Genomic DNA, 13,778 nt, shown 5'->3' with positions numbered 1-13,778 from the left:
CTCTCGCCGGACGTCAGGCCGCCACTTCGGTGCGGTTACGTCCGGCTTTCTTTGCTTTATAGAGCGCCATATCGGCCGATTTCAGCCACTCACGGTAGTGACTCATTTGCGGTTTCAGCGGCGCGATACCGACACTTATCCGTAATATCACCTGCGGCGTATTTGGCAGGCGTAATGCATTTAATCCTTCATGCACACGTAACATGGCGGTAATGGCGTTTTCGGCTGGCGTACCTGACATAATTACCGCAAATTCATCACCACCAAAACGACCAATCACATCGCTGCCACGCAGGGTAATTTGTAACTGTCGGGTAAGGGCAACGATGGCTTCATCACCCACATCGTGACCCCATGTATCGTTGATACTCTTAAAATGGTCGATATCAATAATCAATAGCGTCGCATCGCGATTGTGTCGGCGACAGTTATCAAACTCATTACGTAGCATGATTTCCCAGTGACGCCGGTTGTAAACGCCCGTCATGCCGTCGCGGGTACTCATGACCTGCAATCGTCGTTTATGTTCAGCCAGTTTGGTCGCTGTCTGGTAGCTGACCCAGCCAAACAGCAGAGGATAAATGACGATAATGGGAAGGGAGAGCCACCATTCCAGCGGCGCACTCTTGAGCGACACCGTGATCCCCGTGAGTTCGAGTGTGACAAGGCAGGAAACGACCATCAACACCAAACCGGCGACAAACAGACGGGGGCCGCCTGCCCCCATCAAATTCAGGCACATAATCATCAGCATTGCGATCGAAGGCAGCACGTTTACGCCCATCACGCCTACCCACATACCGGCTAACACTGCATCAGTTTTTAAGTTGTATATTTCCCGGCCAAGCGGATCAACGGCCCTGCTCGCCAACTGCCAGGCTAAATGTGGCCAGACAAATGCCCAGCCAACCAACACCAGCCACCACCAGCCTGACAGCGGGTGCGAAACCAACGTCGAGGCGATTGGTAAGAACATCCCAGCCAGTCCCACCGCCCGCGGTAGTCTGACGCGACGGGCGAAGCGCAGCCCGGATCGCTGATGTTCGTTTTGAGGAGCTAATGGTGGTATCTCCCCGTGTGCCGCCGCTTTTTTGAAAAAATTTTCATCATTCATTATTTTTGGGAACATTCAGAAACAATTTTCCCAAATTATAGAGATGGGGCGAAAGGCGGGAGTATGATATTTCGGGTGAGCCATTTTCTTAACTCACCCGTTAGCACTATAGGTATTACGCGGCTTTCTTGAGGCAGGTACTCATAAACTTATTACGATCATCACCTTTCAGAGATTGCTGCGTCGCCTGACTATTACATTCGCGCATCTTCTGCTGCTGCGGTGTCAAACTCTTTTCACCGGGCGCAGATTTGCTGTTCTTCAGGCAATCACTCATGTATGTCTTACGGGCATCCCCTTTCAACGCCTGCGCTGTCGCCTGTTGATTACAGGAGGTCATACGCTGTTGTTGTGGGGTTAACGTTCTCTCGGCAGCGCCGACAGTGGTTAAAAAAACCAGGCCGAATAGCAGGGTAACCAGTAATGTTATTTTCATAGCACCATCCCTCTTCACATTTTAACCAGGAGCGTTTGCGCCCTTGATCTGCTTTTAAGTCTGGTTGCTAACAGCAAAAAAACCACCCGACAGCCAAAATTAGCCGCCGGGTTCGGTGTTATTTCAGCCCCAGTGCAGCTTTCATGGTGTAGAAGAGATCGGTCTGATCGGTCAAACCAACCACATTCGCAGCCTGCGGACCATATGCAGCAATACGCAACTGGCTACCGGTATGCTCTTGTGAATCCTCTTCGGAATTCCCGTAACTCATCACCATCACTGCGCCATCTTTGGTGTTTAACGCCTGAGTCAGACCCGGTGCTTTGGTATCTGGCGCGACAATCTGGCTGGCGTGGGCGTGGTCAGCGGTGACCACCACCAGTGTGTTGCCATCCTTTTTGGCAAATTCCAGCGCCCGCTGTACGGCTTCATCGAGATCGACCGTCTCGCCAATTTGGCCACAAGGATTCGCGGCGTGATCCTGTTTATCGATCGACGCACCTTCAACTTGCAGGAAGAATCCTTTCTCATTTTTGCTCAGTAGTTCAATGGCTTTATCGGTCATCTGCGCCAGCGTAGGCACACTGTCATTGCGTTGCGGATTCGGGGTACAGGTGACTGCGGGCTTATCGATATTACCGTGGTACGTTGCTTTCGGTCCTTGCCAGCGCACTGGCATATTGCCGTCAGCAAACAGTCCAAGCAGGGGTTTTTGCTGGTTCGCTTCCGTCACCGCATTCAGCGATGCGGTATCGCTGACTAACTGATAACCACGCGCCTGTGCCTGTTCACGCAGCGTTTTTCCCTGCCATTCACCGGCGGTTGCCGTTTCAGCAAAGGTTTTTGCGCCGCCGCCAAGCGTAACATCGGCACGGGCGTTAAGCAGTTGTTCAGTAATCGATCCTTTTCCACCTTTTTCCAGCGCGTTGCTCGGGCATTTTTCGCTGGTAACGCTCGGGCCATAGCATTTGCGCGAGGTCACATGCGCCACTAGCGCGGCGGGAGTGGCATCCTGTATTTCAGCCGTTGAAACGTTGCCGGTCGCCAGCCCTGCGGCTTTTGCCAATTCCAGAATCGTTGGATGATCTTTTTCATGAATATCGACACCCAGCGCGCCGTTATACGTTTTGACGCCAGTTGACCAGGCCGTTGCTGACGCTGCGGAGTCGGTCACGTAGTCTGGTTTTCCGGTTTTTTTATCCAGCGCATAATGGGTGTATTGTCCGGTAAGCGGCAAGGCATCGATCCCTTTAAAAAAACCGCCCGCGCCTTCAGCATAATTGCGTGCGGCAGTGATTTCCGAATCCCCCATCCCATCACCAATCAATAAAATAATATTTTTCGCGGGTTTATCGCTAAGAGAATCGCGTAAGGCAGCGGTCTGATCGCTCGTTAATCGGCGAGCGCCGCCAGGCGCGGTAATATCCCCCTGTGCCGCCCGGTTTTCCAGAATTGGCATCTCTGGGGTCCGGGCTTTAGTAACAGGGGTAAACAGTAACGGCAAGAGAGCCAGTGCAATAGTGCTTTGTTTCACTTTATTTTCTCCATGTACAAATACATTAAAAAATAAAAACAAAGCGACTATAAGTCTCTGGCATGACAGCATTATGACAACGGTTGGAGGGCTTAACTTTTTACTGACGAGGATGCCTCAATAACTTCTTTACGTAATCGCGCAGCAGCTCCGTATCGTCATCAGGAATGCTGGCATCGGGCTTTACCGAGTATAGCGCCCCTTCAACCTGATCAATCAACCGCTGTTGGTCATTTTGCGCCATATTGCGAAGCATCGCAGTAACGATAATCTCTAGTGCTTCGACCTGCGCGCACAATTCTTTCGACTCCTCTTCCTTTTGGGCAAGCTTAAATAACAACTCAGCAATGAGATTTTTCATATCTGTATTTCCTTATCCAAAGTATGGAGAAGTTAACATTATGTTTCACAACTGCATAGAGTCTTGATGTAGTATTTTTATGACAGAGGAAATAATTTTAGCAAATATTTTTTTCACATTTATCAGCGAAACGTTTCTCTATTTTTAAATAATTCCACACATAAAATATAGGTATACAATTATTAATGTTTTTTATAATAAAAAGTTATGGAATATATCCTCTTGGTTAACTTATTATTACGTATAATAACCATCCGGGCAGCAATTCACACCAGGAATAAATTAGTTTCCCGTTCATCATTTTTGTGATCTTACGCACATAATTTAGTCAGCGATGAATCTTACCCCGCAAGCTGCACGGTTTATCAGCAGAAGATTGCAACAAACTGTCAGAAGGCCGCGAATCCCCCGTTTTGTCGTGGTAATGTATGCTCTTTGTGTTCTACGGGATAGGTTTTTAAGATGGAAAAACTGCGGGTAGGAATCGTTTTTGGTGGAAAGTCAGCAGAACATGAAGTGTCTCTGCAATCGGCAAAAAACATTGTCGATGCCATTGATAAAAGTCGCTTTGACGTTGTGCTGCTGGGCATTGATAAACAAGGGCAATGGCACGTCAGCGATGCCAGCAATTATTTGCTGAACGCAGACGATCCTGCCCATATTGCGCTGCGCCCTTCGGCCACCAGTCTCGCGCAGGTGCCGGGTAAACATGAACAGCAACTTATTGATGCGCAGAACGGCCAGCCGTTGCCGACGGTGGATGTCATTTTGCCAATTGTCCACGGTACGTTGGGTGAAGATGGTTCCTTGCAGGGAATGCTGCGGGTCGCCAATCTACCGTTTGTCGGTTCCGATGTTCTGGCTTCTGCTGCATGCATGGATAAAGACGTCACCAAACGTCTGCTGCGTGACGCTGGATTGAACATCGCGCCATTTATTACCCTGACGCGCACCAATCGCCACAAAATCAGCTTCGCCGAAGTGAAGTCTAAACTTGGGTTGCCGCTGTTTGTAAAACCAGCTAATCAGGGTTCCTCTGTTGGCGTTAGCAAAGTGACCAGCGAAGAGCAGTATGCCCTTGCTGTCGATCTGGCGTTCGAATTCGATCACAAGGTGATCGTTGAGCAAGGGATCAAAGGTCGTGAGATCGAATGTGCGGTTCTGGGTAATGACAATCCGCAAGCCAGTACCTGTGGCGAGATCGTACTGACCAGCGATTTCTACGCCTACGACACCAAGTACATTGACGAAGATGGCGCGAAAGTGGTGGTTCCTGCGGACATTGCGCCGGAAATCAACGATAAGATTCGGGCGATTGCCGTTCAGGCTTACCAGGCGTTGGGATGTGCTGGCATGGCGCGTGTAGACGTCTTTTTAACGCCGGAAAACGAGGTGGTGATCAACGAGATCAACACGCTGCCAGGCTTTACCAACATCAGTATGTATCCGAAGCTGTGGCAAGCCAGTGGTCTGGGCTACACCGACCTGATCACGCGTTTGATTGAGCTGGCGCTGGAGCGTCACGCAGCGGATAACGCATTGAAAACCACCATGTAATTTTTGGATGCCCAATAACTATTTTGTTGGGCATTTCAGGCTGATGGCAAACGTAAGATTGCCTGATGCGCTTCGCTTACCAGGCTTACCAGGCCTACCAGATAATTGCAATATACTGATTTTGCACGATTTTGTAGACAGGACAAGGCGTTTACGCCGCATCCGGCATAAACAACGAGCACTTTGCCTGCACTCCAGAACGCCCAATCTTCTGTTATTGGGCGTTTTCAGTATCGTCATCGCGACGACGAATAATCAGCCCCGCCAGCCAGAAACTCATCACCCACGTCACCAGACCGACGGCATAGGTCTGCCAACCTTTAGCTTCAAACCCCAGCAACCCCACCACGCCATTAAGAATGAATATAAGGCCAATGGCGAACGCATAGTAATGCCAGTCGCGGCGGATTTTTACAGGCAGATTCATGGCAGCTCCGTTAACGAAAAACAACATCCTTGCATATTCTGCAACATCCGTCTGTTGTGTAGACAGCATTTCCAGAACCGTTAAAAAAATTTAACTTAAGGTTGCAATTTTGTGACTCATGACGAATATTCTCGCTTCGGGAATATTCCCAACATCAATTTACCATGATTCTGATATTGACAATCCCAATGACCTGTCAGACTTGCCATAAGCCGCTGGTATCACACCAGAAGAGAAGCAGATGACTTCCGGAGGTTTTTATGGCTGATTTCACCCTGTCAAAATCGCTGTTTAGCGGAAAATATCGCGATGCCTCTTCAACGCCTGGCAACATTGCCTATGCATTGTTTGTGCTGTTTTGCTTTTGGGCTGGGGCGCAATTGCTGAATTTGTTGGTGCATGCGCCAGGTGTCTATGAGCGTTTAATGCAGGTCCAGGAGACAGGCCGCCCACGGGTGGAAATTGGTCTGGGAGTCGGCACCATTTTCGGGCTGATCCCGTTTTTGGTTGGCTGCTTCATCTTTGCGGTGGTTGCGGTGTGGCTGCACTGGCGACATCGCCGCCAGTAAGATTTATTTTGCCAGATGCGACGTAAACATCTGGCCTACGATTACCTATTGGTCACGGCTTCATACAACGCGCTCGTCTTTCATCGACGCGCTTCGCAAACCATGCGGTAGTAAGGTTACGGGTGATTTTCGGGCTTTCCAGTTGAATACCGGGCAACATTTCACGCGGTAGCGATTTACCCGTTTTCGCTTCGGCGAGTTGATAAACCTTCTTATACAACGCCGTCTCTTCAAAAGAGAAACTATCCCCTTTCTCGAGCTGACGACGAATTTCGCTGTCGCTCATTCCCAGTTTGCCCGCCAGCTTACGCGTCGCCAGTTCTGTTTTACCCGGCTCTTTACTGTCATAACGAATCAAATCACCATCCAGCGCCAGCTTCACGCCGCTGGCTTTGCTGACCGCATTCTGAAACGCGGCATTACGACTGGCGTACCAACCGGCATTAAAATCGGCGAAACGGAAAATCGGCGCGCTATAGCTGGCAGGATAATTGAGTAAATGGTAAGTCCCGAACCATAATCCGCCGCGACGACTGAAGACCTCCTGACGTACCGTACCGTCCATTTTCCACGGATACCCCCTGGTATGCTGTTCGGCAAAAGCAATGCTAACCTGCATCGGCCCACCGGTGCGCACCGGGTTAAGCGAACCAAACAGCGTCTGCCCCATCGGCACCATGCTGATCAGATCGTCAAAAATTGCACTCAGCTGCTTTTCCGTGCGCACGGAATCTAACCGTTCGCTGTAGCTTTTACCATTTGGCGATTTGATTTTTAGCGCGGTATGAACCAGAAAAGCAGGAATGTGCATTCGTTCGGCGCGGCGATCAATCTCTTGCCAGGCGATTTTACTTAATCCAGGAACGACCGGATCTGCCTGATAATTTGACTCCTGCTGCGCCACCGCCAGCACCGAGCAGACATTTTCCAGTGTCGGTGCCAGCCCCTGGCTTTCAAAAGTGGTGGCAAGATCTTTCGCCCAGGCATCGCGGTCTTTTACGCTGGCGGGTAACTTCTGCCGCACCACGCTCGCCACATCTATCGCTTTTTCGCCCTTTTTCAACGGCTGTGGCGCCTGACTGCTACACCCCGCTAAAACCAGAACCGCCAACAATGAAAGCGAAGACAGATGATTGACTCGCGACATTACCTCTCCTTTTTAACTCAATGTATGGGTTACTTCCTGAATTTTGTCATTATCCAGTTCATGTTCAAAGCTGCGCAGACGTTTGTAGATCGACATCAACTCGACCAGCGTGGTCCATGAGTTAATCAGATACTGGAAAGCGCCGCGAACCTGACCAAAAACGTTGGTTATTTGGGTCATCAGGCCGAGCGTAATCGTACCGGCAACAATCGACGGAAACAGCAAGAACAAACCGAAAACGTTATCGACCTGCAGGTAGAGAATGCGGGCGATGTTGAAATACATATAGTGAAAATAGAGGCGGAAATAGTTCTTCCGTACCGCGCTGAACAACTCGCGCACCGTTGGCGGTGTCGCACGCGTGGCGTCGTCTTCACCATAGACCAGCTCTTTACGGTAAGCTGCCTCTACTCGCTGGTTTTTAAACTCAAGTCCCGGAAGTTTGATCCCCACAACCGCCAGTAATCCGGTCCCCATCAGCGACCAGATAATCGCGGCAATCACCAAACCATACGGAATGTGCCCCACAATCGGCAACTCTGGCACGTGTGCGGAGAGCGTCACCAACACCGGCAAGAAGGCGATCAGCGTCATGATGGCATTAATAAAGCTGACGCCCATATTCTCAAGCGTTGAAGCAAAACGCATGGTGTCTTCCTGCACACGCTGCGCGGCCCCTTCGATATGGCGCAGTTGCTGCCAGTTCGCCATGTAGTATTCGTTCATCGCCGTACGCCAGCGAAACACGTAGTGGCTGACAAAGAAATTGTTCAACACACTGATAACCACCGCGATCAGTGCTATCCCCAGAAAGACGCCCACCTCGCGATAAAACTGTTCGATGGTCACTTTATGCGGCGAACTGAGCGCGGTTTGAATCAGGTCATAAAACGGTGCATACCAGGCGTTGACTGCAACCCCAACTTCCACCAGAAACCAGGTCACGAAGATAATTAGCGCAGTGCCGAGTATTGACCAGTATTGCCAACGATGTGGGCTGTAGATAAACCAGAACAGCGCAAAAAGTCCTACGCAAACAATGTAATAAGCGTAAAAAACCAGGAAGTCTAACGACCAGAAACGGGCAGCGCTAATCGGTATCTGCCCGGAAGCCCCGGTGATGTGGGCAACCCAGTCACCGCCTCCCGCTTGCCAGAAGATGACGGCAATCAATGCCCAAACAAAGGCCGAGAGAAAAAAGGCTCCCGGTTTTGGGAAAAAAGACTTAAACATATGCTCTCCTGCTAGCTTCTTATCGTTTTAGCAACTGCTGTGTATTAACCGCATGGCCGCTTCAAAGAGTCAGCCAAATGAAACCGCCCATTGTGACCAACCGCGGAGCGCTTAGTTCGTCTTCCTGACCGGAAGAATTGTTTCGACGGATTTCACAAACAAAGGATTGTTTACATAAGCGCATTAACACGTACAGGATCACAAATGCAGACATTGGTGAGCAGGAAAAAGAACGTGTTTACGCGCCGTTACGTTTTTAACACTATTATTGCACTAATTTGCGCTTTGCAATCCATCAACGAGTAGTATAAATACGCTCAGTTACCTTCATTTAATTTATGGACACCACCGTTGAAACGTAGTCTGCTTTTTTCTGCCGTGCTGTGTGCGGCGTCATTGACCTCTGTCCACGCGGCGCAACCTATCGCCGAACCTGAATTCGCCTCTGATATTGTTGATCGCTATGCCGATCATATTTTTTACGGCAGCGGTGCCACCGGGATGGCGCTGGTCGTTATCGACGGTAATCAGCGTGTCTTTCGCAGTTATGGTGAAACTCGCCCTGGTAATAACGTTCGCCCGCAGTTGGATTCGGTAGTACGTATTGCTTCGCTCACCAAGTTGATGACCAGTGAGATGCTGGTGAAATTGCTGGACCAGGGGACAGTGAAGTTAAACGATCCACTGAGTAAATATGCCCCGCCAGGCGCACGCGTGCCAACTTACAACGGAGCCCCCATCACGTTGGTGAATCTGGCAACCCACACCAGCGCCCTGCCCCGTGAACAGCCCGGCGGTGCGGCAAATCGCCCGGTGTTTGTCTGGCCGACGCGAGAGCAACGCTGGAAATATCTTTCTACGGCGAAGCTAAAAGCCGCGCCAGGCAGCCAGGCCGCGTACTCCAACCTTGCGTTCGACCTGCTGGCGGATGCGCTGGCGAATGCGTCCGGTAAGCCTTATACCCAATTGTTTGAAGAGCAGATTACCCGTCCGCTGGGGATGAAAGACACCACCTACACACCATCACCGGACCAGTGCCGCCGTTTGATGGTTGCCGAGCGCGGTGCCAGTCCGTGTAACAATACGCTGGCGGCCATTGGCAGCGGCGGCGTTTATTCCACACCTGGCGATATGATGCGCTGGATGCAGCAATATTTGTCTTCTGATTTTTATCAGCGCAGTCACCAGGCGGATCGCATGCAGACGCTGATTTATCAGCGTGCACAGTTTACGAAAGTGATTGGCATGGATGTGCCAGGCAGAGCGGATGCACTCGGTTTAGGCTGGGTGTATATGGCACCGAAAGATGGACGTCCGGGTATTATTCAGAAGACCGGTGGTGGCGGTGGCTTCATTACCTATATGGCGATGATCCCGCAAAAAAATATCGGTGCGTTTGTGGTCGTGACCCGCTCACCATTAACACGGTTTAAAAATATGAGCGATGGCATCAATGATTTGGTGACCGAACTTAGCGGGAATAAACCGATGGTCATTCCCGCTTCCTGATTAATACTCTGAAGGCAAACGGTTGATTGCGACCAGTTTGCCTTTATTCATTTCGATATAACCGCCCTTGCGTAAAGCCGCAAGAACTTCTGCCACAACGGAACGTGATATGCGTGTACGTTGATGGATATAATTCATTACACCAATACGCGATCGTAATTCATCATTCCAATCAATCATTGATAATAACGTCGCACGGATTTGCTCGTAGGAATTATGCCCAATGAGCTGAACGTCGCGTAATTCCAGAATTTTATTTTGCCAGGCTAACCAGTAAAAAGCGTCGCGCCAGAGTTGATTTTGTTCAATAAGAGTAATGGTTTGTTTGGCTGGTAGATGATATCCCGTACAGTTTCCTTCTGATATTAATTTGTATGGTATATCGTTTTTCATTAAACCATCAGTCAGTCCCATAATATAGGGGGCCTGCGTAATACCGATAAGTACGTTTTCTTCTCTACGGAGAGAGATAACACCTTCTAAAATAACGAATGTGTCTTCGCTGTTTACATCACTGGAGAATATGACTTGTTTTTCATTATTAAACTCGAAGCGCGTGCCGTATCTGGACAAACATTTATCGAGCTTACCAAATTCCTGAAGAGGTTTAACTACAGATAACATTTGCGCGTCCTTTGCAGTAATGCCCGTCAAATCCTTGACGGGCATTATTTAGATTAAATTACCAGTATTTCTTCAGAGTGAAGAATATTACCAGGTATATTTAACACCCACGTTCGCGGACCAATCTTGATCTACGTCACCACCACCGAGGTAGCTAGCATCGGTATAGGCGCTGAAGTTCTTGGTGAAGCTGAACTGAGTACCCAGACCAACACGTACCGCAGACCCTTCAGTACCGTTATCGATGGAATCGCCGTTCACATCGTTATCGTTGTTAGAGTCGTCGTAGACGTAAGCCAGTTTGAAGTACGGAGTCAGAGCCTGGTCTTCGCTGTAAGTGAAGGTATAACCTGCATCTACACCCAGTTCATAACGCATGCTGTCGTAAGACTGACCGTCAACTTTCATGTCATTGCTCAGCTGGTAGTCATCACCAGACTGGAACAGACCAGAAATGCTGCCGTAAGGAGTTACGTAACCAGCATCACCCAGTTTGAAGTCGTAACCGGCTTTCAAACCGAAGCCCCATGCGTCAGAGTTGGTGCTACCGTCAACGTAAGTACCGTTGCTCATGGTTGCAGACAGATCGTTGTTGAAGTGAGAGTAGCTCAAGCTACCATCAACAAAGATGTTGTTCGCGAAGCGAGCAGAAGAGTAGATGTAGGCAGACTGGCTGTCTTGATCCACCTGACCAGAACGGTCATTCATGTCGCCTTTACCGAAGCCTGCAGCTGCACCGACGATCCACTTAGCGTTGTTACCATCAATTTTGGTATCAACACCGACCATGATGCCGTTAACATCCTGATCGTAGTCAATGGTACCGTTGTTGCCGTTGAAGTTACCACCGAAGTAGCTTACCCATGCGCCGCCGTTATCAGCCAGACCATGACGAGAGTTGGTCAAACGAGTACCAACGGTGTCTTGTTCCAGGTTCCAGATATTGGTGTTTGCAGATGGGATGCTCAGCGCCATGTTAGCGTAGTCAGTCAACTCGGTCTGATGCAGAACAACGGTGTTACCTTCCTGACGAGCTTCGTAGGTGTATGCACCCAGGTCAGCTTTGTTAGCAGCAGAGAAGGTAGCGTCGCTGTTTTTGTCGTTAACGTAGATCAGCTCGTTGCCGTTGTAGTCAGCGATAGAACCAGCACCAGTAGCGTTGTCGATACGAACTTTGTAGTTACCGGTTGCAGCTGCAACATGGTCACCATTGTTATCAACTTCGTTCTGACCAGCTTCGATAGAAGCAGTGTTATCGTTATCGCCGTTACCGTTAATAGTCAGGTGACCATCAGAGTTCATTGCGATTAAGCCATAACCGTAGTTTGACTTGGTAGTGTCGTTGGTACGGTCGTTGGTCAGGTCTGCATCAAGTACGAAGCGGTTGCTTTCGATGTTGAATACACCAGCGTGAATGTTACCACTGGTATCAGTGGTGCTGGTCAGGTTCAGAGTATCAACCTGAAGAGCATTCGCTGCTGTGTTACCTACATCCAGAATACCGTCGTTAGTCACTTTGATGTTGTTCGCATACAGAGCTGCATCACCTACAGCCCAACCAGCAGAAACTTCATCAGAGATGGTTACGGTACTGTTGTCGATAGTCAGTGAATCAGTTGCAACGTGACCATCTTCGTTGATGTTCAGCGCAGAAAGACCTGTCAGAGAGATAGAGTCAGAAATCAGCATTGAATCAGCAACATTAACAGTTGAACCACTGTTGATGCTCAGAGTGTCGATCAGAGAAGTTTTGGTGGTATCCCACTGTGAACCGGTGTTCAAGGTCACATTGAACAGACCGCTCTGGTAAACTTCGTTACCGATGATGTGATCAAATTCGCTGTATGAAGAGTCGCTGTTTTCCACGCCCACTGTTGATAAAGGCCACAGGCTGTTAGCTGCGATGTCGATCAGAGTGGCAGTGGCTTCGGTATTGATATCATAGGTATAAGATTCATTTACACCATCGCCATCAATATCAACACCAACCTGATGTGCAGACATTGCCGCACCAACCCACTTGCTACCATTGTTCAGGGTCAGATCCAAGCGATCGGTACCATCCCAACCGTTAGTATCTACATCACCGTCAGCATCACGATAGCTATCACGACCATGTGGGAAGAAGTTCTCATCAAAGTTACTTGAGAAGAATACATCACCCATCAGTGTGGAATTATCGAATGTTGCAGTGGTCTGCATAGCGTTATCAGCATCAGGATGTGCAATAACGGCTAATGCGATATCATCAGCATTCCAGCCATTACCATTGTAATCACTGGCATTACCGGTATTACCAAACCAACCAGTAGTACCTTCATCAGTCCATGAACCAGAGGTCACGGTAGAATCTTTAACAGTGATGGTATTATTAAATACTTCGCTGCTGTTTACACCAGTGCTGACAGTGTTGTCGTCGATATCTTCCCACTCATAACCCTGAGTCAGCGTAATACCTGCTACGTGAGAGTTATTAGAGATGGACAGATCAACTTCCTGATCCAGAGTGATAGCCGTACCAATGTTAAATACGTTTACAACATGAGTATCAGCGGCATTATTGTAGGTGCCGTTATATGTATAGTGTTCGTAGTTGTCGTCGATCGTTGAGTTATCAACGGTCAGCGCCAGACGGTCATGGTAGTAATCATCCGCACGATCAGCACAATCAGTTGTCATGCACTCGGAATAAATCATACCGTGAATAGTGCTGTTTTTGATTGTCAGACTATTGGCGTTGGTATTAGTAGAAATACCGTCGTCCAGATAGTAGGTAGAAATTACGCCGTTAACGGTAGCGTTATTAATGACCGGGTAGATATCGCCGTTGTAATAGCTATCAGCGGCATAGTTGTTCCAGCCTACATAACCATCATAGTAAACGTCATCAGCATAAGTGGTGTCGTTGTAGTGATGAAAAGTATTGTAAGTTTGACCAGAAATATCGTTGGTCGCTGCATTAGCCTGAGAGGTGATAGCCAGAGTGCAAGCCAATGCTAATTGTGATACTACAAGTTTCTTTTTCCAGGAGTGCATTTGTCATCCCTCCTCAGGGACGTAATAAGTTGATCCATCAATTATCAATGCATAGAAAACATATTATGTTTCGCGCTAACGATTATGCTGCGTTACAGACGAATGGTTCAATTATTCTTTCCCCTAAGTCCGAATGTGGACATATATAAAAAACATCTACACACGCAAAGAAAAAACTGACAAAAACACAGTTTTTCAACACGTTAATGAAAGCGTTAATTTTGAATTATA

At 48.7% G+C, this 13,778-nt stretch carries 12 protein-coding genes; 3 read left to right on the top strand and 9 right to left on the bottom strand.

The genetic code is table 11. The annotated features are described in order from the left end of the window. Window positions 1–13 precede the first annotated feature (13 nt). The 4 genes from adrA to iraP form a co-directional block, all read right to left on the bottom strand. Window positions 14–1,129 (bottom strand): diguanylate cyclase AdrA, encoded by a 1,116-nt coding sequence (gene adrA / locus D9736_RS13775; RefSeq protein ID WP_130258529.1) that lies wholly within the window; start codon window positions 1,127–1,129, stop codon window positions 14–16. A 100-nt stretch (window positions 1,130–1,229) separates the two neighbouring features. Further along, a complete protein-coding gene (psiF, locus tag D9736_RS13770) occupies window positions 1,230–1,550 on the bottom strand; it encodes a phosphate starvation-inducible protein PsiF (protein WP_130206185.1) in 321 nt (106 codons plus the stop codon). A 118-nt stretch (window positions 1,551–1,668) separates the two neighbouring features. Beyond that, the gene (gene phoA / locus D9736_RS13765) at window positions 1,669–3,084 is read right to left on the bottom strand and encodes an alkaline phosphatase (protein ID WP_130215400.1); all 1,416 of its coding nucleotides are present in this window, start codon (window positions 3,082–3,084) and stop codon (window positions 1,669–1,671) included. A gap of 100 nt (window positions 3,085–3,184) precedes the next feature. Then, window positions 3,185–3,445, bottom strand: a complete 261-nt coding sequence (gene iraP / locus D9736_RS13760) for an anti-adapter protein IraP (protein WP_064527081.1) — start codon at window positions 3,443–3,445, stop codon at window positions 3,185–3,187. Window positions 3,446–3,907: 462 nt separating this feature from the next. On the opposite strand from iraP, the gene ddlA reads away from it, so the two are divergent. Next, a complete protein-coding gene (gene ddlA, locus D9736_RS13755) occupies window positions 3,908–5,002 on the top strand; it encodes a D-alanine--D-alanine ligase (RefSeq protein ID WP_130258528.1) in 1,095 nt (364 codons plus the stop codon). 214 nt (window positions 5,003–5,216) lie between these two features. On the opposite strand, the gene D9736_RS13750 is transcribed toward ddlA, so the two are convergent. Beyond that, the gene (locus tag D9736_RS13750; protein ID WP_130206179.1) at window positions 5,217–5,429 is read right to left on the bottom strand and encodes a DUF2754 domain-containing protein; all 213 of its coding nucleotides are present in this window, start codon (window positions 5,427–5,429) and stop codon (window positions 5,217–5,219) included. Window positions 5,430–5,689: 260 nt separating this feature from the next. Between D9736_RS13750 and D9736_RS13745 the strand changes: the two genes are divergently transcribed. Then, window positions 5,690–5,998, top strand: a complete 309-nt coding sequence (locus D9736_RS13745; RefSeq protein ID WP_064527077.1) for a YaiY family protein — start codon at window positions 5,690–5,692, stop codon at window positions 5,996–5,998. Window positions 5,999–6,050: 52 nt separating this feature from the next. On the opposite strand, the gene yaiW is transcribed toward D9736_RS13745, so the two are convergent. Together yaiW and sbmA are read right to left on the bottom strand one after the other, a co-directional pair. Further along, window positions 6,051–7,145 (bottom strand): surface-exposed outer membrane lipoprotein YaiW, encoded by a 1,095-nt coding sequence (gene yaiW, locus D9736_RS13740; RefSeq protein WP_130215392.1) that lies wholly within the window; start codon window positions 7,143–7,145, stop codon window positions 6,051–6,053. A 12-nt stretch (window positions 7,146–7,157) separates the two neighbouring features. After that, window positions 7,158–8,378, bottom strand: a complete 1,221-nt coding sequence (sbmA, locus tag D9736_RS13735; protein WP_130215390.1) for a peptide antibiotic transporter SbmA — start codon at window positions 8,376–8,378, stop codon at window positions 7,158–7,160. Window positions 8,379–8,729: 351 nt separating this feature from the next. Between sbmA and ampH the strand changes: the two genes are divergently transcribed. After that, a complete protein-coding gene (ampH, locus tag D9736_RS13730) occupies window positions 8,730–9,887 on the top strand; it encodes a D-alanyl-D-alanine-carboxypeptidase/endopeptidase AmpH (protein ID WP_130258527.1) in 1,158 nt (385 codons plus the stop codon). On the opposite strand, the gene iprA is transcribed toward ampH, so the two are convergent. Together iprA and ehaB are read right to left on the bottom strand one after the other, a co-directional pair. Next, a complete protein-coding gene (gene iprA, locus D9736_RS13725; RefSeq protein ID WP_130206171.1) occupies window positions 9,888–10,511 on the bottom strand; it encodes a hydrogen peroxide resistance inhibitor IprA in 624 nt (207 codons plus the stop codon). 87 nt (window positions 10,512–10,598) lie between these two features. Continuing rightward, the gene (ehaB, locus tag D9736_RS13720; RefSeq protein ID WP_130258526.1) at window positions 10,599–13,547 is read right to left on the bottom strand and encodes an autotransporter adhesin EhaB; all 2,949 of its coding nucleotides are present in this window, start codon (window positions 13,545–13,547) and stop codon (window positions 10,599–10,601) included. Window positions 13,548–13,778 lie beyond the last annotated feature (231 nt).

Source organism: Escherichia sp. E10V10, from assembly GCF_004211985.1.
In the GTDB taxonomy this organism is placed as follows: domain Bacteria; phylum Pseudomonadota; class Gammaproteobacteria; order Enterobacterales; family Enterobacteriaceae; genus Escherichia.
Note: the sequence above shows the minus strand (reverse complement) of the source record. Positions and strands in the feature narration are given on the sequence as shown.